This is a genomic window from Paenibacillus sp. RC334 (genome assembly GCF_030034735.1).
Classification (GTDB): Bacteria; Bacillota; Bacilli; order Paenibacillales; family Paenibacillaceae; genus Paenibacillus; species Paenibacillus terrae_A.
Genome location: NZ_CP125370.1, coordinates 2364476 through 2386553 on the forward strand (window position 1 = coordinate 2364476; position 22078 = coordinate 2386553).

The 22078-nt window shown below is 46.7% G+C and carries 17 protein-coding genes and 1 pseudogene; 13 read left to right on the forward strand and 5 right to left on the reverse strand.

The genetic code is table 11. The features are described 5' to 3' along the window. The first annotated feature begins 115 nt into the window (after positions 1-115). The 4 genes from QMK20_RS11140 to QMK20_RS11155 all read left to right on the forward strand — a co-directional run bounded on the left by QMK20_RS11140 (position 116) and on the right by QMK20_RS11155 (position 4738). On the forward strand, positions 116-1609 hold the full coding sequence (locus QMK20_RS11140; RefSeq protein ID WP_283655746.1) for a tagaturonate reductase: 1494 nt from the start codon (positions 116-118) through the stop codon (positions 1607-1609). Between the two features lie 17 nt (positions 1610-1626). Beyond that, complete coding sequence (locus QMK20_RS11145) at positions 1627-3126, forward strand: UxaA family hydrolase (RefSeq protein WP_283655747.1); 1500 nt, start codon at positions 1627-1629, stop codon at positions 3124-3126. Between the two features lie 130 nt (positions 3127-3256). Further along, on the forward strand, positions 3257-3703 hold the full coding sequence (locus tag QMK20_RS11150; protein WP_283655748.1) for a GNAT family N-acetyltransferase: 447 nt from the start codon (positions 3257-3259) through the stop codon (positions 3701-3703). A 216-nt stretch (positions 3704-3919) separates the two neighbouring features. Further along, the gene (locus QMK20_RS11155) at positions 3920-4738 is read left to right on the forward strand and encodes a DNA-binding protein (RefSeq protein WP_283655749.1); all 819 of its coding nucleotides are present in this window, start codon (positions 3920-3922) and stop codon (positions 4736-4738) included. A gap of 229 nt (positions 4739-4967) precedes the next feature. Here the strand turns inward: QMK20_RS11155 and QMK20_RS11160 are convergent, their stop codons facing one another. Then, positions 4968-5858 (reverse strand): hypothetical protein, encoded by an 891-nt coding sequence (locus QMK20_RS11160; protein ID WP_283655750.1) that lies wholly within the window; start codon positions 5856-5858, stop codon positions 4968-4970. A 359-nt stretch (positions 5859-6217) separates the two neighbouring features. Between QMK20_RS11160 and QMK20_RS11165 the strand changes: the two genes are divergently transcribed. After that, positions 6218-7030, forward strand: a complete 813-nt coding sequence (locus tag QMK20_RS11165) for a DUF3891 family protein (RefSeq protein WP_283655751.1) — start codon at positions 6218-6220, stop codon at positions 7028-7030. Between the two features lie 114 nt (positions 7031-7144). Here QMK20_RS11165 and QMK20_RS11170 read toward each other — a convergent pair whose 3' ends face one another. After that, the gene (locus QMK20_RS11170) at positions 7145-7282 is read right to left on the reverse strand and encodes a hypothetical protein (protein WP_200893397.1); all 138 of its coding nucleotides are present in this window, start codon (positions 7280-7282) and stop codon (positions 7145-7147) included. A gap of 255 nt (positions 7283-7537) precedes the next feature. Here QMK20_RS11170 and QMK20_RS11175 point away from each other — a divergent pair, with 255 nt between their 5' ends. The 6 genes from QMK20_RS11175 (at position 7538) to QMK20_RS11200 (ending at position 17300) form a co-directional block, all read left to right on the forward strand. Beyond that, positions 7538-8683, forward strand: coding sequence for a glucose-1-phosphate adenylyltransferase (locus tag QMK20_RS11175; RefSeq protein WP_283655752.1), 1146 nt, complete (start codon positions 7538-7540; stop codon positions 8681-8683). A gap of 23 nt (positions 8684-8706) precedes the next feature. Next, the gene (gene glgD, locus QMK20_RS11180) at positions 8707-9810 is read left to right on the forward strand and encodes a glucose-1-phosphate adenylyltransferase subunit GlgD (protein ID WP_283655753.1); all 1104 of its coding nucleotides are present in this window, start codon (positions 8707-8709) and stop codon (positions 9808-9810) included. Positions 9811-9856: 46 nt separating this feature from the next. Continuing rightward, the gene (locus tag QMK20_RS11185) at positions 9857-12310 is read left to right on the forward strand and encodes a glycogen/starch/alpha-glucan phosphorylase (RefSeq protein ID WP_283655754.1); all 2454 of its coding nucleotides are present in this window, start codon (positions 9857-9859) and stop codon (positions 12308-12310) included. 134 nt (positions 12311-12444) lie between these two features. After that, on the forward strand, positions 12445-13053 hold the full coding sequence (locus QMK20_RS11190; protein ID WP_283655755.1) for a DUF2062 domain-containing protein: 609 nt from the start codon (positions 12445-12447) through the stop codon (positions 13051-13053). 262 nt (positions 13054-13315) lie between these two features. Then, entirely contained in the window at positions 13316-15991 is a 2676-nt protein-coding gene (locus QMK20_RS11195; RefSeq protein ID WP_283655756.1) for a YhgE/Pip domain-containing protein, read from the forward strand. A gap of 334 nt (positions 15992-16325) precedes the next feature. Further along, positions 16326-17300, forward strand: coding sequence for an aldo/keto reductase (locus QMK20_RS11200; RefSeq protein ID WP_283655757.1), 975 nt, complete (start codon positions 16326-16328; stop codon positions 17298-17300). Positions 17301-17526: 226 nt separating this feature from the next. Here QMK20_RS11200 and QMK20_RS11205 read toward each other — a convergent pair. After that, positions 17527-18030, reverse strand: a pseudogene (locus QMK20_RS11205) (multidrug resistance efflux transporter family protein); the annotation flags it as partial. Between the two features lie 194 nt (positions 18031-18224). Between QMK20_RS11205 and QMK20_RS11210 the strand changes: the two are divergent. Then, positions 18225-19418: a GTP-binding protein gene (locus QMK20_RS11210; protein WP_044645557.1), complete on the forward strand. Its 1194-nt coding sequence runs from the start codon at positions 18225-18227 to the stop codon at positions 19416-19418. 50 nt (positions 19419-19468) lie between these two features. Here the strand turns inward: QMK20_RS11210 and QMK20_RS11215 are convergent, their stop codons facing one another. Beyond that, positions 19469-20335, reverse strand: coding sequence for a LysR family transcriptional regulator (locus QMK20_RS11215; protein WP_283655758.1), 867 nt, complete (start codon positions 20333-20335; stop codon positions 19469-19471). 155 nt (positions 20336-20490) lie between these two features. Between QMK20_RS11215 and QMK20_RS11220 the strand changes: the two genes are divergently transcribed. Next, the gene (locus tag QMK20_RS11220) at positions 20491-20820 is read left to right on the forward strand and encodes an antibiotic biosynthesis monooxygenase family protein (RefSeq protein ID WP_283655759.1); all 330 of its coding nucleotides are present in this window, start codon (positions 20491-20493) and stop codon (positions 20818-20820) included. Between the two features lie 111 nt (positions 20821-20931). Here QMK20_RS11220 and QMK20_RS11225 read toward each other — a convergent pair whose 3' ends face one another. Next, positions 20932-21801 (reverse strand): DUF421 domain-containing protein, encoded by an 870-nt coding sequence (locus QMK20_RS11225; protein ID WP_283655760.1) that lies wholly within the window; start codon positions 21799-21801, stop codon positions 20932-20934. Between the last annotated feature and the right edge of the window lie 277 nt (positions 21802-22078).

The window sequence follows — 22078 nt, forward strand, 5'->3', positions numbered from 1 at the left end:
TATTGTCATTAATATTTTAAAAAACCAAAAATGTTGAGAAAACTATTTTGTTAACGTGTGCATTGTGATAAAATGTTGTTGAAATCATTAAGGTAATAATGGGAGGTTACTCCGGATGAAACAAGTAGATGAACTAGACCAACTAAACAGAAAAAACTTTATCGTGACAGAGCCGCATCCTGAGAGGGTGCTGCAATTTGGAGAAGGGAATTTCCTGCGTGCTTTTGTAGATTGGCAATTTGACAAAATGAATAAGCTAGCCGATTGGAATACGGGTGTTGTCATTGTACAGCCGCAGGCAGGAGGTCTCGTAGAGAAGCTTAATGAGCAGGATGGCCTGTACACGGTTATTCTCGAAGGGATGAAAGACGGGCAGGCCGTGAAGGAGCATACCTTGGTGGAGTGCGTCACCCGCGGGCTTAACCCGTATAGCTCAGACTGGTCAGAATATGAGGCGTTGTCCCAAAAACCGGAGCTGCGCTTTGTCGTATCGAACACGACGGAGGCAGGAATTGCTTACGGACCGGAGGATCGGCTGGAAGATCGCCCGCAAAAGAGCTTTCCAGGTAAGCTGGCTGCTTTGCTGTATAAGCGCTTTCAATTTTTCAATGGAGATCCAGGCAAGGGCCTGGTAATCATCCCATGCGAGCTGATCGACCGCAATGGAGATGCGCTCAAGGAAATTGTATTGAAATATGCAGATCAGTGGAAGCTTGGGGCTGAGTTTACATCCTGGCTGGAGGAAGCGAATACGTTCTGCAACAGCCTCGTGGATCGGATTGTGCCGGGTTATCCCAAGGACCGGATCACAGAGATTCAAGCAGAGTTGGGTTATAGGGACAGCCTGGTCGTTGTCGGTGAACAGTATCACCTGTGGGTCATCGAAGGACCACAATGGCTCAAGGAAGAATTACCTGCTCATCTGGCTGGGCTGAACGTACTGATCGTCGACGATATGGCGCCATACCGTACACGCAAGGTGCGTATTTTGAACGGGGCACATACGGCGCTTACGCCTGTCGCTTATTTATATGGCTTGGATACGGTAGGGCAGGCGGTCGAGCATGATGTCGTGGGTGCTTTTATCCAGTCACTCATTCGAGAAGAAGTGATTCCAACGCTGGATTCGCCAGCAGCGGAATTGAATGTATACGCCGATGATGTCATTGAACGGTTTCATAATCCGTATGTGAGTCATTATGTCATGAGCATTGCACTGAATTCGATATCCAAGTTCAAAACACGTAATTTGCCTTCCCTGCTTCAATATGTGGAGCAACATAAGGCATTACCTGTAAAAACGGTATTTTCGCTGGCGTCTTTATTCGTATTTTACCGGGGAAAGAGAGACGGCGAACCGATTGCTTTGGCAGACGAAGCGGAAGTGTTGACCGCGTTTGGCGAGCTGTGGAGCGGGTATGACGGAACACTTGCCGGAGCGAAGCAATTAACGGCACAGATACTGGGCAAGCAGACCTGGTGGGGGCAAGACCTGAACCAGATTGCAGGATTGGCTGAACAGACGGCACAGCATGTCTATGAGATTACAAGCAGGGGAATGAAGGAGACGCTGGATTCTCTAACCGGGAACAGCGTGCCCAGAGCATAAGCAAGGAGGAGACTGGAATGCTGGAATTCATTCAAATTCATGATCAAGATAACGTGGCTGTCGCTTTGCGTGATTACAAGCAGGGTGAGACGTTGGCGTGGGGAGCACATGGAGAACAGCGCGTAGTGCTGGCTGAGGATGTGGCACGTGGGCATAAAATTGCATTGCAGGACATTCCTGAAGGTGGAAATGTGCTGAAATACGGATATCCGATCGGTCATGCCATTCAGCCCATTCAGGCAGGGCAGCATGTGCATACGCATAATACGAAGACGAATCTGACGGGCGTGGAGGAGTACACTTACAAGCCTAAGCCAGCGCCTCATTTATATGAACAGGAGAGTCGTACCTTTCAGGGTTATCGACGAAAGGACGGTCGCGTGGGGATTCGCAATGAGTTGTGGATTGTGCCAACGGTCGGTTGTGTGAACGGGATTGCCGAACTTATTTTAAATCGCTTCAAGCAGGAAGCGGGCGATATTTCGCCTTTTGAAAATGCACTTGTGCTCAAGCATAATTATGGTTGTTCCCAGTTGGGAGACGACCATGCATATACGCGCACGATTTTGATTGATGCGGTTAAGCATTCCAATGCAGGTGGCGTGCTGGTTCTTGGCTTAGGCTGCGAGAACAATGAAATGAAGGAGTTCAAGGAAGCTATTGGGGAATATGACCCGGAACGGGTAAAGTTTTTGCTTTCCCAGGAAGTATCGGATGAAGTGGAGGAAGGGGTACGGCTGCTTCATGAAATTTATGCGGCTGTGCAGGAAGATCGGCGGGAGCCTGTACCTTTAGCTGAGCTGAATATCGGGCTAAAATGCGGCGGCTCTGACGGCCTGTCCGGTATTACCGCCAATCCGCTGCTCGGTCGGCTGTCGGATTATATGGCTGCGCAGGGTGGTACGACGGTACTCACTGAGGTGCCGGAAATGTTCGGTGCGGAGACGATTCTCATGGAACGTGCGGCAGACGAGGAAGTATTCGACAAAATCGTGCATCTGATTAACGATTTCAAGCAATATTTTCTGGATTACAAGCAGCCGGTATACGAAAATCCATCACCGGGTAACAAAGCAGGGGGCATCACGACACTGGAGGATAAATCGTTGGGCTGTACGCAAAAGTCCGGCTCTTCCACGGTCACCGATGTCATTCAGTACGGGGAGCGTCTCAAAACCAAGGGACTCAACCTGCTCAGCGCACCGGGGAACGATCTGGTTGCTTCTTCGGCGCTTGCAGCAGCGGGCTGCCAGCTCGTTATTTTCACAACTGGACGTGGTACGCCTTTCGGTTCCTTCGTTCCGACGATGAAGGTTTCGACCAACTCGCCGCTGTATAAGGCCAAGCCCCATTGGATCGACTATAACGCCGGTTCACTGGTGGAGGAAGTTAGTATGGAGGATGCGCTCCGCAGCTTTGTGGATTACATTGTCGATGTAGCCAGCGGAACCTGGGTGAACAACGAGAAGAACAATTTCAGAGAGCTGGCAATTTTTAAAAACGGTGTTACGTTGTAAAGGATTACAACGAATGGGGAGGCGGAAGAATTCCGTCTCCCTTTTGGTGTTTGTTTGCCTCTTAATAAGTATGCTAGACTTACTGGAAAAGTTAACTTAATGAAATTTTACGAGTACGGGGGGATATGCAGTGCAGAATGAAATTGTTGCTTATCGGGAAGAAAATCATGATCAGCTCGTAGATATTTGGCATCGGGCTGTACGTCAGACTCACACATTTTTGACGGAAGAAGACATTCAATTTTACCATCATATCGTGCGAAATGGTGCACTAAGAGAAGTTGAGATTTGGATGGAATGGAACGAAACCCAAGATCCAATAGGATTTATCGGACTGGACGGGATTAAAATAGAGATGTTATTCGTTGACCCTAAGCGGCACGGACAGGGCACAGGCAGCCGTTTAATCCAGCACGCTGAAAAAATAAAAGGCAAATGCCTCAAAGTGGACGTTAATGAGCAAAACGAACATGCACACGCTTTTTACAAACATTATGGCTTTGTACAAACAGGTCGATCCGCACTGGACGGATCAGGGCGAGCACTCCCTTTACTTCATTTGGAGAAAAACAACTGAACGATTGAAGTTCACCAAATCCGTAAATCCCGTTTACCTCTGCGTAAATGGGATTTTTTCTCATAAAAAGCTTGCGGCATAGTTAGTTTTATGTTATAACTTAATTAAGTTATAATTACGTAATTAAGTTATTTAATAATCGTTATTCAGAAATTCTTTGGTTTGGCGAACTTTCTATTTCGTGAATATGAAAAGTCGGACAAGGAGGTGGGGAGGGTGGATGATCTTGTTCACTCCGACATAACAGATTTAGATGTACTTGTTAATATGATTAAGCTGTCATTTTCGTTTAACGACGGAGCCAATATGATTGCATTATGTGATCATCTGTACGAGCGTGCCAGCCAGAAGTATCAGGAGTTACAGTTCTACAAAGCGCACAAGAAACCCGTACAACCCATACATACCAAACGTCCACTAGTATATTACTATGGATACAGTCATCTGATGAAAGGAATGGCCTTCCAGAAACAGGGCAAATATGATGAAGCCCGAGATTGCATCGAAAAGTATGCGGAATTGGGCTGGTTTAATGGTCTTGATCCTCAAGGGGAAGCGGAAATCGAATATTATCGCCATGCTGCCAAAGCCAATCTGTATGCCCTTGATATTTTGTCAGGATGTTCCGAAGTGTTGCAAGAATACGTTCAATTCCTTCGGGACAATCCGGAAGAACTGTTACCGGGGCTTCTTTCCATTGTGGAGGGGGCATCCAGGCACGACTATTCTTTAGAGGTTGTGCTTGAGCCCTTTGCTGAACAAATTGACGATTTCAAATATCTCGAAGAGCCTGTGAATGTGTCTTATTATTTTCGCTTTTGCTATCAACTGTCTCTCTATTACATCAAGCAGCAGCAGTTCACGGTTGCGCTGGATTATATTCTGCAATCCCTCATGCTGTCAGATACCCTGGGTATGGAACATGAGCATGAGTTCAGGAAGTGTACCGCCATTTTTGAGATTTTCAGATCCCAAGCTACGGCAACACAGCAAGACCAATATATAACTATTTTAAAAAGGAGTGTTAAAGGATGAAAAAATTGATTTCACAGCCTCTGTCGCTCAGTCTGTTTAGCTTGCTGGTGTTTGTTACAAGTCATGACCTCATTTCAGTGTTCTATCATGGAGCAAATCATTAATTGGACAGAAGTAAGCAGAAAAGAAGTTCTCCAGCAAGTAGATATTTGATGTAAAAGTATACCAGATAGCAAGTAAGCTCATTAGGAATCGGGCTTGCTTGCTATTTGGCGTCGTTATATGAAGACTAAGCAGTTGTAGGCTTATGCAGAACACCCTGCTCTGATGGATGCAATGAAATTTTCAACTGCTGGTAGGCTGGGAATGTTTCTTCCAAATGGTACGGAGCACTTTTGAATGCCGCATCCAATGCCCGTAGAAAAGAACCGACGAACTGCTCTGGAGAAAAGTAAATGCTTTGCCCGATCATATGTATGTGAAACTCATTATGATCCCGGTTGCTCACCGAAAGCAATAATCCCTTACCCTGAAAACCCGTTTCGATTGCACGTACTTTATTTATGCTTGAGAGCAGCATTTCTGTTTTCAACGCACGACCCTGTTCCTCTATAAACACGGAAATCAGGCGTTTATCCGTCACGATCATAATTTGGTTCCCCCGAAACGTATGGGTAAGATGCACAAAATCTTTATACACGCCAATCGTCTGCTCATGGGGAGAGATGATCCCCAAACGTACAAACTCAGCCAAGTCGGCGGCATCAGGCTCCTGATGATTTTTAATCCGTTTCTTGATACTGAACTGAAGGGTCAGAATACCAAAGATGGCTACGACAAAAAGGACCATCCCGCCGCTAAGCACGGTGAAATTCAGGGCAATAAAAGCTCCTAGCAAGCATTGCACCCAGGTGATATAACCCAACTTTTGCTGAACGGTACGACGATAGTAGCGGAAGCGTTTTCCCGGTTGATATTCCACAGAAAATTTCGTCATCCCGCGCATAAGCATTAAGCTATAGATACATAAAATAGTAGCTCCAACTGTAATGAGGGCCATGAGCCACTCTTGAGCAGCTATGCCAATTAAGGCGCACAGCCCGCACAGGATGATCCCCGCCCAGCAGGCAACTCTTTTAATGCGAATCTGTTTTTGAATCGAACGAACTAATTCATCCATTTTTCTTAATCCTCCTGATCTAGATGTATAGGTAATGTTTGGAATAACATGTGGTCTTATCGTACCATTGGATAGTCTTTTTCGTAAATCAATAGATTGTAAAAAAATGCTGCACCTGTACTTTAGACACCAAAATCAAAAAAAATCGGTACTACTCATGAACAGCAGGATTAGACGGAAGGGATGACGCCACAGCAGTTTCGAGTGAGGAAGCACATGGGTAATTAGAAGTAAGGAGGCGGAAAACTTCACTGCCTTTTTACCCTTATCCTGATATAATGAAAATAAGTATAACCATGGCCTTCAAACAGAGGTTTTTACACGAATCAGATGAATCGCCGGACGGAAGGGGAGAGCATGTGGTTATTTATGAAACGGACCAAGCTTATATGATGACGACGCAGCATGACCATGCCCATATTTCAGGTGAGTTGGCTTTACAGTGGGAAGAAAGTGCTTTTAAGAATAGACGGCATAAACAGGATTTTGTATATGCAGCACGGGAACATGACCGGGGGTGGATTGAGTTGGACGCCGCTCCTTTCTGGAATGATCAGGTGTCTGCCCCCTATACGTTTATTGATTTTCCACTCAATCCACGTTTTGTGTTTTATCGTCTCGGAATTGATGAAGTCGAGCAAGTGAATTCCTACGCGGCACTGCTGTGCAGCCTGATGTACAAGGAGCTCGTCGGACGGACCGAGCATAAGGATGCTCAGGACAAGCAAGTGACGCGTGCTTATCAGGTGGCGGAGGAACAGCGTCGGCACAGGCTCAAACAGGAGATGTCATTTGGTGTAACCTTTGACCATCAGGTGCGGACGGATGTACGCAGAATGTTGTTCTGCGACGAATTGAGTCTGTTTCTGTGCAGCCGTGAGCCGGGTACACCTGCTGCAGATTATGAATGGTTTGCTAACGGATTGAGCTTTCCGGCGGTTCGCCATGAATGTGGGCGAGTCCGTGCCGAGTGGCTGTCGGATCAGACTGTGGGCCTTTCCTTTTTCCCTTTTACTGGAAAGGTGGAAATAACTCATACCTTCAAAAAGGTAGATAAAGAGCAAATTCGTATAGCAGGTCTTTTACACGCCTACCGATCCTCTGAATGGATGCATCGAACCTTTACCGTCGAACATATTATGGAAGTAGAAGAACATCAGGAGAATGCCTGACCATCTTCAAATACTCCTTCGAACGGGCATTGTGTTCGTGGACGTAGAGGAAGTCAGAGCAAAGCCTCCCTGAATGCCTATTCAGAGAGGCTTTCTTTTTCTTGGATTAAAGCTTTACGATTTTGTAGATGTTCTCGCGCGGTTGATCAGGGTCTGCGCCTTGTTCAATACCTTATTGCGCGCCCCTTTATTTTTCATCAGATACGCAACACCCATTCCCAATGCCGCTATGACCCATTTTTTATTCTTCATGATTCATGCCTCCTTATGCTCATATTGTCATACGCTAACGATTTAAAATCATCCAAAATGTGAAATGATGAACGGGATTTCACGATTTAGTGCTTCATTGCGCCCGTTCCGCATAACTATGATTTTACCCTTTCCATCAAATCTTACCCGTCCTTCGTCCATGAAACGATTACGACTGCCTATTCACGTTTAATGGATATTATCAAGTATCCTGCCGCAATGGCTTCAGATGCACATGACAGGGAGGTCTTTGTTATGAGAAAGAAGGAAGTAGTTGCCATGCTGCTCGCTGGCGGACAAGGCAAAAGACTCAAAGGACTGACCCGTACACTTGCCAAACCGGCTGTATTTTTTGGAGGAACCTACCGCATCATTGATTTTCCCCTCAGCAATTGCACTCATTCCGGTATTGATACTGTAGGCGTGCTGACCCAATATGAACCGCTGGTGCTTCATTCCTATATCGGTGTAGGCAGTGACTGGGATTTGGATCGCCTGGATGGAGGAGTTTTCGTGTTACCTCCCCACGAAAAGGAGAATGGGAACAATTGGTATCGAGGTACGGCGGATGCCATTTATCGGAATTTGCATTTTTTGGATCAGTACGACCCGGAGCATGTACTCATTCTGTCAGGAGATCACATTTATAAAATGGATTACAGTCGCATGCTCGACTATCACAAGGAAAAGGGAGCAGATTGCACCATTTCCGTCATCGACGTCACGATTCAGGAAGCCAAAAGATTCGGGATTCTGAACGCCGATGATGATTTGAAAATATACGACTTTGAGGAGAAGCCGGAGCAGCCGAAAAGCACGCTGGCCTCCATGGGCATTTATTTGTTCAAATGGGAGGTGTTGCGCCGATATCTGCTGGAGAGCGCGAGCGATGCTGAATCCTCGCATGATTTTGGCAAGGATATCATTCCATTGCTGCTCCAGCATGGACGGTCGCTGTATGCGTACCCGTTTGCCGGGTACTGGAAGGATGTAGGCACCATTCAGAGCTTGTGGGAGTCCAACATGGATCTGTTGGCTCAGGACCCGCCGCTGGATCTGAATGACTCTTTCTGGCGCATCTATACCCGTAGTCCTAATCAACCGGCCCAGTATATAACCCAACGGGCTATTCTGAAAAACAGCATTGTGAATGAAGGCTGCGTGGTGGACGGAGAGGTCAGGCATTCTGTGCTTTTTTACGGAGTTGAGGTAGGAGAAGGGAGTGTTATTACCGATTCTGTCATTATGCCAAACGTCAAAATTGGTCGCAATGTTCGCATTCACCGGGCCATCGTGAGCGAAAACATCATTATTGAAGACAACGCGGTCATCGGATCTGAGGGCAGCTCGAATGAAATTGTTTTGTTCGATCAGGAAAGCCAGCTTCATGCACGAATATAACCCGGATAAGGACGGTGTCCGCTATGAGCCGACTCATTGGAGTCATCAACCTGGATCACGAACTGGATCAGTTGAAGGAATTGACCTATTTCCGGTGCGGGGCCGCAGTACCCTTTGCCAGTCGATATCGGCTCATTGATTTTACCTTATCTAATATGATGCATGCAGGGGTGCATGATATTGCACTGTTCATCCGCCGCAAATACCGATCGCTGCTGGATCATCTGGGTGAAGGTCGGCCTTGGGATTTGGACCGCAGACGGGGCGGACTGTTTATTTTGCCACCAGACTGGAATGATCCTACGGATGCATCCCTTGGAGATTTGCAGCATGTACACAACAATCTGGACTTTTTTCATCGCTCATCAGGTCAGACGATTGTTCACGCCGGAACCCAGCATGTCAACAAGGTTGATATTGAGGATGTATACCGTTACCATCGGGAGAAGAACGCGGACGTCACCCTTGTGTACAAACAAATAGATCAGCTCGAATCTGAGCACGCTCCCTGTGTTCGGCTGGAGATTGATGAGGACGGACGGGTGACGGGCATTCATCAGGAGCAGGATCATCATAATATTTATCTGGAAATTTTCGTAATGGACAAAAATCTTTATCTTGATCAGGTGAAGCATTGCATTGCTCATCAGGATAACCATTTTTTTCGGGATGCCATTCAGAAAAATCCAAGCGGTCTGCGCATTTATGCATATCCCTATAAAGGCTATCATGCCGTGATTAATTCCATTGAGAGTTACTATAAAAACAGCATGAAGCTGCTGGATCAGCAGCAGTATCAAGCACTGTTCCAGAACCAGCCGGTGCATACGAAAATCAAATATGAAGCTCCGACCCGATACACAGACAGCGCAGAGGTGGATCATTCGCTTATTGCCAATGGCTGCACGATTGGGGGTAAGGTTGAGAACAGCATCCTTTTTCGCGGGGTACGGGTGGAGGAAGGTGCACGCGTAAGCAACTCGATCATTATGCAAAAATGTGTCATCCGTAAAGGCGCAGTGGTGGAAAATGTGATTTTGGATAAGGATGTGCAGCTTTCACCGGATCGTACCCTGATTGGAAACGCCAGAGTACCCTATGTCATTGCCAAAAATAGCGTGATTTAAAAATATAATTGAGCATTCAAAACGGAAATAACAGGAGGGCACACCTTTGTTCAGCAATAAGGAAGCATTTAAGCAGGCTTTTCAAGAGCAACTGGTCGGAAGGCTGGGCAAGCCGATGCAGGAAGCTCAGGCGGAAGACATATACAAGGTTTTGGGCGGTATGATCCGCGAACAAGTCGGCAAAAATTGGGCGGAAACGAACCAAGCCTATAAAGAAGGACAAGAGAAGCAGGTCTATTACTTTTCACTGGAATTTTTGATAGGCCGTCTGCTGGGCAGCAATTTGCTGAATTTGGGCGTGCTGGATATGGTCCGGCAGGCACTGGGAGAGCTGGGCTGGGATCTGGAAAAGATTGAAGAACAGGAGGCAGACGCGGGGCTGGGCAATGGCGGTCTCGGCCGTCTGGCGGCTTGCTTCATGGATTCGCTGGCATCCCTTGGCTATGCAGGACATGGCTGCGGCATCCGTTACAAGTATGGCCTGTTCGAGCAGCGTATTGTGGATGGAAACCAGGTGGAGCTGCCTGATTACTGGCTGCAAAAAGGGAACGTCTGGGAGGAGCGCCGCCCCGACAAGAAGGTCGAGGTTCAGTTCTGGGGACGTGTGGAAACTCGGGAGGAGAACGGTCGTCTTGTATTCGAGACGCAGGATGCCGAAACGGTCTGGGCAGTTCCGTACGATATTCCGCTTGTGGGCTACGGACATGCGCAGGTGAATACGCTGCGGATCTGGAGTGCGGAATCGGCACTTGATCCTGTCCGAGGGCCGATTCGAGGCGAAGGCGGTTACTACCGCTTTCTTGACTACAATCGTTCGGTAGAATCCATTTCGGCGTTTCTGTACCCGGACGATTCGAATTATGAGGGCAAGCTGCTTCGCTTGAAGCAGCAGTATTTCCTCTGCTCGGCCGGCTTGCAAAGTATTTTGCGGACGTTTGAGAAGCTTCGGTTGCCCTACAGCCAGTTGCCTGACAAAATAGCGCTGCATATTAATGATACACATCCGACGCTCGTAATACCGGAGCTTATGCGTATTTTGATGGACGTCAAGGGCTTGGGCTGGGACGAAGCGTGGGATATTACAACGCGGACGGTTTCATATACGAATCACACGATATTGAGCGAGGCGCTGGAGCAATGGCCTGTCAATATGGTGCGGGAGCTGCTTCCACGTGTTTCCTTGATCATTGAAGAAATTAACAAGCGCTATTGTGCCATGCTGCTGGAGCGTTATCCGGGTCAGGACATTAAAATTGGCGAAATGGCAATTATTCATGGTGAACAAATTCGCATGGCCCATCTGGCGATTGTCGGCAGCTACAGCGTCAACGGGGTGGCTGCGCTGCACACGCAAATTTTGAAGCAGCGGGAAATGAAGCCGTTCCACGAGCTGTACCCCGGCCGTTTTAACAATAAAACGAATGGGATTGCCCATCGCCGCTGGCTCATGCACGCGAATCCCGAGCTGGCAAGCTTGTATGATGAAACGATAGGTACACGCTGGAGAACTCGTCCACGCGAGTTGATCGACCTGCTTCGTTACAGCGGGGACGAGTCGTTCAAGGAACGGATACAGGCGATTAAGCGAAATAATAAAGTCAGGCTCGCCGAGCAGGTTTTTGCTAAACAGAGCGTGCGACTGGATACGTCCTCGATTTTTGATGTACAGGTTAAACGGCTGCATGGATATAAGCGGCAACTGCTTAATATTTTGCATGTGATGCACGTATACAATCAGCTCAAACATAATCCTTCCCTGGATGTGGTGCCGCGTACGTTTATTTTTGGAGCTAAAGCTGCTCCCGGCTATTATCTTGCCAAGCAGACGATTAAGCTCATTAACAACGTAGCGGACACGATCAATCGGGATGTGGATGTCAGGGACAAGCTGAAAGTCGTTTTTCTGGAAAATTACTCGGTTTCACTGGCCGAGCTGATTATTCCTGCGGCTGATGTCAGCGAGCAAATTTCCACGGCAGGCAAGGAAGCTTCAGGCACTGGAAACATGAAATTTATGATGAATGGTGCACTCACCCTGGGTACGCTGGACGGAGCCAATGTAGAAATGCATGAAATGGTAGGCGATGCCAATATGTTCATTTTCGGAATGAAGGTGGATCAGATCGAGGCGTATTACCGGGACGGGCAGTATTCAGCGCGCAAAACAGCCAACAGCGACGAACGGCTGCGTGAAGTGCTGGATCAACTGGTGAATGATGCTCCTTTTACGCGGCATGAACGGGAATTTGAGGCTATTTATCAATCCTTGATTGATCACAATGACGAATACTTTGTGCTCAAGGATTTTGCGGCGTATGTAGATACTCAGGTGCATATCGAGCAGGTGTACCGGAATCCGTCTGAGTGGACGCGGCGTGCTATTGTAAACATGGCACATGCCGGCAAGTTTTCCAGTGATTGCACAATTCAGCAGTACGCGGCCGATATTTGGAACATTGTACCTCTCCAAAACGATGTCAACAAGCGAATCTTGTCCTAATACGGCGAAACAGGCGGAATGGCATTGCTTTTCGAACGCTGAGGGTTATAATGACAGTATAGACATAAGTAAGGATGGGTAGCTGTATAACCTCATTCCTGAACTTGAATTGTACTGTTGAAGGAGTCCTCCTATTGATAAAGCTCAATCCGAACAGGCTCAAATCTAAACAATCGAAGAAGAAATATAATGTGTTTCAAAATATATGGCGGGCGATTCGTCTGAATTTCATCAAGCTGTTGCGTGCGCCGGGTGGAGTGAAGAAAATATCTCTGGGCTTTGCCATCGGCTTCGCTCTGGAGATGATTGTCATCTCCACGGCTTCACTGGTGTATCTCGTGTTTTACCCGGTTGTTCGGTTGTCCGGCGGTTCGCTGCCTGCGGCAATTGTGGGCAACGTTGTAGGTAAGCTGACCTTTTTGCCGATTGTGCTGATGCCGTTCGCCAAGCAATTGGGAGCTTGGATTTATCCGTCCCATTACCCGGTACATGTACGGGGAGGCAGGCTCCATGAACATTCCTTTATGGAGCTGTTTCATGGCAATTGGTCTGTATTTAGAGACTTGCTGCATGGAGGACTGCACATTCTGATTGGCATGTCGATTTTCGGTGTGGTGCTAGGGGTTATCTCGTATTTTGTCATTCAAGTTCTGTATAACCGTTCGCTGCACAAACGGCTGGAAAAGCGGAAATTGCGTCATGGCGCAGCCTTTTCAGCGGCCAGACTGTTGAAAAACGGATAATGTAGCGAGGAAGAAGCTCCTTAAGCCTATGAACTAGGCCTGAGGGGCTTCTTGTTGTTTCTTCGTGGGAGGGGAACTCAAAAAGCGCCTTGCTCTTTAGGGAGAACAAGGCGCTTTTTGAAGTTATCGGCTTATTTTGTTGGAAATTATTGGATCGGTTGAGTTTGTATACAATAATTGGCTTCATTCGCTCGAATCGTTTACAATACGTGTGCATACAACACTGGACGACAGGTTAATGTACATACAAGGAGTGGTGAAGTTGCAGAAGATATGGCAAATCTACTTAACAGACTGGAAAAATGTATTCAAAGTATCAACCGGGACTTTATTAGTCATTGGTATTATTCTTTTGCCTTCCGTCTATGCATGGGTAAATTTGAAAGCAATGTGGGATCCTTATGCGAATACATCTGGTATTAAAATTGCAGTAACGAGTCAGGATCAGGGTGCTGAGGTGAACGGGAAGAAGATTAATATCGGTGACGAGGTTTTGCATAACCTTCAAAATAACAAGAAACTGGGCTGGACCTTTGTCAACGAAGCAGAAGCGAGAAAAGGTGTGCTGAATGGAGATTATTACGCGAGTCTGCTCATTCCAAAGGATTTTTCCGAAAAAATTACGAGCGTGCTCACGGAAAATCCGCAAAAGCCAGAGATTGATTACGCCGTCAATGAAAAAATTAATGCGGTCGCACCGAAAATTACATCTTCGGGAGCAACCGCTCTGACGAATCAGATTAGCCAAAACTTTATTGAAACCGCCAGTCAGGCCGTACTAACCAAGTTAAAGGAAGCTGGGGTGAAGCTGGAGGAGGAGCTGCCAACCATTCGCAACATTGAGAACCGGGTGTTGGAGCTGAACAACCGACTGCCGGATATCGACAGGTTAGGCAAGCAGGCAATCGAGTTGGAGCAGAATTTGCCGAAAATTAAGGCACAGGGACAAAAGATCATCGCATTGAAGGAGAAAATCCCTGAAATTAACCGTGCTGGCGATCTGGTGCTCAAAATTGAAAAAAACTTGCCCGAGCTGGACAAGGTGGCGGCGGTTATTTTAGATATACAAAAAAGGCTGCCGGATATTCAAAAGGCCGGAGATCGGATCGTGGAGCTGGACCAAAATTTCGGTAAGGTAGAAGGCGCATTGGCTACGGCCCTAGAGGATACACAAACGGCGCTCAAGGTCATTAATGCCGCACAAAAAGCATTGCCGGAAGTACAAAAAATTGCGGATACGGGCAAGGATTTTACAAACGGATTGCTTGACTTTCTGGATAAAAATGATGGTGCGCTTGATTCAATCGGAACGGTGGTCAAAGAGGATTTACAGTTGGTACAGCAAATGGCAAATGAAGTTTCGGAGATCACAGGGATCATCCGCGGTGTTGATTTTGATCCTAAAGCAGCACAGGCTGCAGTGAATCGGGTTAGCGGAAGACTGACCACTGCCGTGGGAGTGCTGGATCGTATTTCTCAGTTGCTGTCCCGTGTTAACGGGTATTTGCCGAGTCAGCCGCTGGATTCGCTCATTTCCCGTGTGAGCGGTGTAGAAGGCCGTTTCCGTCGCTTGAATAGCACGGTTACAAGCATCGGGGATGCCATTCAGCGCGGCGAGAAGCCTGCACAAAATCTGCTGGATAACGCTGACCGCCTTGCTGGAGAAATCAGCAAGGGGATTGACAGCATTTTGGGCAACTATGATACGGAATACGCACCAGCCATTCAAAAAGCGTTGGATCAAATAAAGACCGTTGCCCGTAATTCTGCGAATGTGCTGAATACGGCCCAAGAGCAGCTGCCGAATATTGAAAAAATATTAAACGACGCTCAGGCTGCCGCACAATTCGGTCAGGAAGAACTGACCCGTCTCCAACAGGATCTGCCGCAATACCGGCAAAAGCTGCATGAAGCGGCTACGACGATTCAGGGACGCATGGGCGAATTTACGAATGCTGTAAACAAAGCAGCGGACTTCGTGAATAACGATTTGCCAGCAGTTAAAAGTAAGATTCATCAGGCGGCGGATTTTGTGCGCAACGATTTGCCGAAGGCGGAGCAGCAGTTTATCAAAATGGCTGACCTGATTGAGAACAAGTTTCCTGAGGCAGAACATGCGGTGCACCAGGTCGCCAATTTTGTGAGAACGGATCTTCCTGCTGCTGAGGATTCCATACGTCAGGCCGCAGACACGATTCGCAAGCTCAAAGGCGAAAATGCCCTTGGACGGGCCATTGCATTGCTCAAGGGGGATGTGAAAAAGGAGAGCGATTTTCTCGGCAGTCCGGTTTCATTGAAACAGGAGCGTATTTATCCGATTCCGAACTATGGTTCTGCGATGTCGCCTTTTTATACCACATTGTCGATTTGGGTAGGTGCAATGCTGCTGGTGTCGATGTTCAGGGTAGATGTGGAAGACCCGGAAGGTAAATACAAAAGCTACCAAGTGTACTTCGGACGGCTTATGACGTTCTCCACTATCGGTATATTTCAGGCGCTTAGCGTGTCGGTCGGTGACTTGTTCCTGCTCGGGGCATATGTGGATGCCAAAGTTTCATTTGTACTTTCCTCCATACTGATCAGTCTCGTATTCACAGCTATGACCTATACACTGGTTTCGGTGTTTGGCAATATCGGTAAGGGGCTGGCGGTTATCTTGCTGGTGCTTCAGTTCTCCAGCTCAGGGGGCACATTCCCGATTGCGACGAGCACGCCGTTTTTTCAAGCATTGAATCCGTTCGTTCCTTTCACCTATGCGGTTAGTCTGTTACGAGAAACGGTAGGGGGGATGCTGCCTTCGACGGTGACACGTGATGTGGTGATGCTGTTTGTATTTATCGGGGTTTGCTTCCTGTTTGGATTGGTATTTAAGAAGCCGCTCAGCAAGTATACGAAAAAGATGGCTGAGCGAGCGAAAGAGACTAAATTGATTCCTTGATTGTTAAAAAGAGAGAGAGTTACGGTGTGTGGGCGGCTCCGCGAAGGATTTGATCTTACGATCGCTGGCGCTTCTACAGATTCAAATCCTCCGCTTCGCTGGGGCTACCACTGTAAAGTCACTTTCCCTTTAACGGTGGGTGGTAGTATGAGGGGGGATGGCCTCGCGCTTGCTGCTTCGGTAGTGCGTGGGGGTTTTTTGTATGCGCTAAAAAATATATTACCATTTCGGGGTGTTTCAAAGTGGTGTTTTCTGGTTAATGAAATGAGTATGGTTTTTTTTGGCATGGGATTTTTACGGTATTTAAAATTCTTAGGCAAAGGCGGGAGGCAATATGGAGTATTCATACTTGGGAAAGTCAGGCTTAAAGGTTAGTCGGTTGTGTCTGGGCACGATGAATTTTGGGCCGGAAACCGAAGAAAAGGAAGCGTTTAAAATTATGGATGCTGCGCTGGATGCGGGCATTAATTTCTTTGATACAGCCAATGTATATGGTCATGACCGCAAAGGGTGGACGGAGGAAATTATCGGACGCTGGTTTCAGCAGGGTGGCGGAAGACGCGAGAAGGTCGTGCTTGCGACGAAGGTATACGGGGATATGAAAAATGAGAACGACGGGCCGAACGCAGGATCAGGCTTGTCAGCTTACAAAATTCGCCGTCATTTGGATGCTTCTCTGAAACGTTTGCAGACCGATCATATCGAGCTGTATCAGATGCATCATATTGACCGAAACGTGTCATGGGATGAGCTGTGGGGTGTATTCGAGTCGGTTGTGGATCGGGGACAAGTTGATTATATCGGTTCCAGTAACTTTGCGGGCTGGCATATTGCTGTGGCGCAGGCCGAAGCGAAGGCACGCCGTTTTTTGGGGCTTGTATCCGAGCAGCATTTGTATAACCTGAATGAGCGTTCCGCCGAGCTAGAGGTATTACCTGCGGCCCAGGAGCTGGGACTCGGCGTTATTCCATGGAGCCCGCTGGCTGGCGGATTGCTGGGACGTAATGCATTGGCAGGTACAGGCTCGCGTAGCGCACGTTCCAAGGAAAAGATTGAACAAAATCGTGGGAAGCTGGAGCAATTTGCAGCGTTGTCCCGCGAGCTGGGCGAAAAGGAAGACGTGATTGCGCTGGCTTGGGTATTGTCTCATCCGGCCGTAACGGCTCCGATTATCGGCCCACGGACATTGGATCAGCTGGAGGATGCTCTGCGTGTGCCTGAGGTCAAATTGAGCGAGGATGTGCTTAGCAAGCTGAATGAGATTTTCCCTGGCCCCGGCAAACCTGCGCCGGAAGCCTACGCATGGTAATTTAGCATCCTTCCTATTAAAGACAAGAAGTGAATCGCAAAGAAGCAGCAGATCAGGAATATATCCTGGATCTGCTGCTTTTTTTACTAAATGCCCTGTCAAAACCTGAACGATAAGCGATCATGATCAGAATAGCCCTGCGCTAAACGTGATCTGTCTTTTTAGGCCTCATCCGAGGGAGGATTTTTATATCATGTGTACTATAACTATGCAGAATCATGCCGAGCATGATACCGAATAAAAAATCTTGAGCAGAAATGGATTGCGATTGTTCGATTTGCATGAGAATAATGCCGAGTAAAATAACCAAAGACATCATAAGTCCCTGAATGGGGATTTTCCCTCGTACTTTTAAAGGACCGTTCTCCGTTTGCACAATTTCAGAAAATAACGGGACAAGCAAAGAACCGGAAATAATGGTAATTTGCCACGTTCCAGCGATCAGCCAGCCTGGTGAATAAGCTGATGCGAAGCACAATGGAGCATAAAACAATCCAAACCCGACGAAGCTCCATAGAACCCAGGTCCACGCTTGTTCTCTCATGACGTTCCAAAGAGGTTTAAGCTTGTGTTGGGTCAAAACGATGACGAATAAAATGGGGAGCATAAACAGATATCGCAAAGAAGCACTCCATATCCAGCTCCCCCCTGATAGCTCCATTGACCGATTGAGAACAAAAGTAAAAGCAAAAAAGAAAGCAGCCAATACACCTAGCCAGATTGATCGCAAAACATTCACCTTATTCTTTAAGTATCGTTATTATCATATATTAATAACTTTTTATGATTCATTTCAAGGGCTTCTTCGCAGTTGACAAGGCGAAAGAGATCATGTATATTACTGAATGCCTATATTAATAGTAATTATTACGATTTAAAAAAGTATGATGAAGATGAGCATATATTAAAGGGAGCGTACCACCAATGAATAAGAAAGTAATACCGGTAACGGTGCTGAGTGGATATTTGGGGGCAGGGAAAACAACGATTTTGAATCATGTGTTAAACAATCGGGATGGAATGAAAGTGGCCGTGATCGTCAATGACATGAGCGAAGTAAACATTGACGCCGAACTGGTAAAAAAAGAAGGTGGCTTGTCCAGAACAGAAGAGAAACTGGTTGAACTGTCCAACGGCTGTATTTGCTGCACATTGCGTGAAGACCTGCTGCTGGAAGTCAAGAAGCTGGCGGAACAAGGCGAGTTTGATTATATTTTAATCGAATCTACAGGGATCAGCGAACCTGTGCCTATCGCTCAAACCTTTACGTACGCCGATGAAGGGACAGGCATTGATTTGGCTTCCCTGGCAAAGCTCGATTGTATGGTGACTGTGGTCGATGCGAACCGTTTCTGGCATGATTTTGAATCAGGAGAAACGCTGCTGGATCGCAGGCAGGCTACGGGAGAAGACGACACGCGTGATATTTCGGACTTACTGATTGACCAGATTGAAACCTGTGATGTACTGATTCTGAATAAATGCGATTTGGTTCAGCCCGCGGAGCTGGACAAACTTGAGGGCGTGCTGCGCAGATTGCAGCCTGAAGCCAGAATCATTCGTACTTCCAAGGGACAGGTCGCTCCTTCGGACATTTTGAACACGGGATTGTTTAACTTTGACAAGGCCAGCCAATCCGCCGGATGGATTCGTGAGCTGGAGCTAGAGAGCCATACACCGGAAACGGACGAATATGGAATCAATTCCTTTGTATATCGACGCAGAAGACCGTTCCATCCTGCCAGATTGGCTGAATTTATGAGCTACTGGCCGGAGGAGGTCGTTCGCGCCAAAGGTTTGGCCTGGATTGCGACCCCTCAGGACTGGGCAGCCAGTATCAGCCAGGCAGGGCCCTCTATTCAGTTCGGACCGGCAGGAAGCTGGCTTGCGGCGTTGTCCGAGGAAGAACGGCAGGAGATCGTCGCAGCCAACCCTGAAGCTCTGGACAATTGGGACGAGCAATGGGGTGACCGCATGAACGAAATTGTCATGATTGGTATCGGAATGAAGCAATCGGACCTGGAAATAGAACTGGATCAATGTCTACTGAACGATACGGAGATGAACATGGATTGGTCTGACTTTGAAAATCCCTTGCCGTGGTCAGACGGGCAATAATTATTTGTCTTTGAATTAAACAGGATGTATAGCTATTAATGTATTGATTACTAGCGAATCCATTCAGCAATGAAGTTCATACACTTTTTGGCGGCTGGAGCCATGTTCTTCAAAGAAGCAGCAGCAATACCAATGGAACGTGAATATGGCCCATCCAAAGGTCGAATACAAAGTTCATAAGGATTTTGAACTAAAATCATTTCCGGAAGAATACTTACGCCCAGTCCGTTTTGCACCATAGCCATAATGGCATGATCATCTTCTAATTCATATTTGATTTTCGGAGCAAGCTTGTGCTGTGAAAAAATTCTCCGTACATCGGTGTCGCAGCCAGAAGCAGGCATAATGAAGGACTCATCGAGGAGTTGATCCACACGTATGGTTGTTTGCTCCCGAAGCATGTGATTAGATGGCAGTACGCACAGCATTCTTTCTTTTTTTAGCGGCAGTACTTCCAGTACGTCTAAAGCAGGCAGATTAACGAAGCCAAAATCAGCTTCTCCGCTGGCTATCCAATTCTCAATGTTATGGTAGTTACCGTCGAGCAGTTTCAGTTCAATAAGTGGAAAATGCTCATTAAACTTTTGGATAATACCGGGCAACCACTGGATGGATACACTTGAGAACGTACCTATTTTGACGGTTCCGGTCTCCAGTCCTTTGATTAGATCGACCTCTTGATAAAGCCTTTCGTTCATTTGTACGATCTCTCTGAAATGCTTCATCAGACGTTCTCCATTGCTGGTCAATTTGATGCCTGAACGTCCTCTAATCAGAAGAGTCAAGCCCAATTCATGTTCCAAACCGGAAACAGCATGGCTAATGGCGGATTGTGTAAGCTTGAGAAGTTCTCCTGCTTTGGTGAAGCTTCTTGTTTCTACTACGCTAAGAAAGACCTTATATTTAAACAAATTCATGTGTCCTCCTACATTAAATGAAATATATTCATACATAGTATCATATATATTCATTTTTTTTATCTTAGTTTTGTGGTTATAATCGAACTTGAGGATTTTGCAAAATCCAGACTTAAGAAAAAAGCTGATAACCATTTCATTTCTGGGAGGTACCTATGAATTCAATTGCAAAAACGCCACAGCCCCCTTATTATGCTGCTATCTTTACTTCTGAACGTACTGAAGGAGATGGCGGATATGGAAAGATGGGAGACAAAATGGAGGAACTGGCTGCTGAACAACCTGGTTTTCTGGGCATGGAAAGTGTTCGTGACCAAAACGGAGTAGGCATCACGGTTTCTTATTGGGAATCCTTAGACGCTATAAAAAATTGGAAACAGAACGAGCTGCACAAGGTAGCACAGGAGAAAGGGAAAGCTGAATGGTATAAAACGTTTGGTTTAAGAGTGAGCAAGGTAGAACGAGATTATTTTTTTACAATATAAAATAGATGAAATGATTAAAGCCAAAGGGAGCGCCTTTTCAGCCATTTATGGCCTTGAAGACGCTCCCTTTGGGTTAACATGCTCGTATGCATATGTCATAGACTTGTATACTCAGGGTTCAGTTGGATTTATCGGCTTCATTTCCTGAATCGCTTGCTTTAAGCTTTGTGAGCATTGCTCAAAAAGCTGCTTGCTTTGCTGCTCACTGGAGCCCGTTGCCAGCTTTTGCAGTTCAGTCGTGCATTGTTCCAGCAGCGTCAGCACGGCTTGATTAGAGTCCTGTACCTTGGTCATCTGTACGTTATCGCTGTATTGGTCAATGTATAATTCCCCTTGCGGGTCCACCTGCGCGAAAAATACGTCTTTGACCGTCAGGCTCTTTTCTTTCAGCTTTGCATCCATCCATTGCTGAGTAATTCCCATGTATGCCATTTGCTGCTCCATGAGTTGTCCATCCATAATAATGGCTGTTGGTTCCTTCTCCGGTAGTTGCCGCATATTCAGATCCTTAGGCGTTAAGGGCTGCTTTTCTTTGGTTAACAGCACATTGACTTCACCGCTGGTCTCCATAAGGGCAAATTCTACGTCAGATACCTTGAATACATTCTTGCTCCGCAGCTGCTCCATGAGTTCATCCAGGGTGAGCCGTTCTTTTTTCAGATTGTCTTCTAAAATTTTGCCGTCCTTGATCAGGATTGTGGTTTTCCCATCGGCAAAATCTCTGGCCTTCTTGCTTTTAATTTGCAAAAATTCAATGCCCAGTGTCGTCAGAACCCATACCGCTAACGATATAGTGCCCAAGTACCAGGAGGACTCCCGTTCCAAAGGAATAGAAGCAGCCAGGTTACCGATCGTAATTCCCGTTATATATTCAAACAAGGAAAGCTGCGATACCTGACGTTTTCCGAGAATTTTGGTAATTAAAAATAATATAGCGATAGCCATTAATGTGCGCAAAGAAACCTCGGCCCAATCCTGCATATATTCAACCTCATTTCATTTCATTCTGCCGCAAGTGCGCTGATATTCCAAGCATGTCCGCACCAAGGTCCGTTTAAACTCCAATCCCTCTTATTTTAATTAACTCATCTGCCGTTAAACGATTTAAATAAGCATTTTGCAACAATCCCAAGAGCGATTTCAAATCAGCAATAGATAGATCGAAACGGTTTAGTTCGTCTATCTATTGTACTTTCGAGCGTTGGGAATCGAATGATGCAAAATGCTGAAATACTTGCCAGTATACAAAGAAACTACC

Bases quoted from the DNA above. Each gene is read 5' to 3' on its own strand.
- QMK20_RS11140 (WP_283655746.1), top strand. From the start codon at position 116: ATGAAACAAGTAGATGAACTAGACCAACTAAACAGAAAAAACTTTATC.
- QMK20_RS11145 (WP_283655747.1), top strand. From the start codon at position 1,627: ATGCTGGAATTCATTCAAATTCATGATCAAGATAACGTGGCTGTCGCT.
- QMK20_RS11160 (WP_283655750.1), bottom strand. From the start codon at position 5,858: ATGGATGAATTAGTTCGTTCGATTCAAAAACAGATTCGCATTAAAAGA.
- QMK20_RS11170 (WP_200893397.1), bottom strand. From the start codon at position 7,282: ATGAAGAATAAAAAATGGGTCATAGCGGCATTGGGAATGGGTGTTGCG.
- QMK20_RS11175 (WP_283655752.1), top strand. From the start codon at position 7,538: ATGAGAAAGAAGGAAGTAGTTGCCATGCTGCTCGCTGGCGGACAAGGC.
- glgD (WP_283655753.1), top strand. From the start codon at position 8,707: ATGAGCCGACTCATTGGAGTCATCAACCTGGATCACGAACTGGATCAG.
- QMK20_RS11200 (WP_283655757.1), top strand. From the start codon at position 16,326: ATGGAGTATTCATACTTGGGAAAGTCAGGCTTAAAGGTTAGTCGGTTG.
- QMK20_RS11210 (WP_044645557.1), top strand. From the start codon at position 18,225: ATGAATAAGAAAGTAATACCGGTAACGGTGCTGAGTGGATATTTGGGG.
- QMK20_RS11215 (WP_283655758.1), bottom strand. From the start codon at position 20,335: ATGAATTTGTTTAAATATAAGGTCTTTCTTAGCGTAGTAGAAACAAGA.
- QMK20_RS11220 (WP_283655759.1), top strand. From the start codon at position 20,491: ATGAATTCAATTGCAAAAACGCCACAGCCCCCTTATTATGCTGCTATC.
- QMK20_RS11225 (WP_283655760.1), bottom strand. From the start codon at position 21,801: ATGCAGGATTGGGCCGAGGTTTCTTTGCGCACATTAATGGCTATCGCT.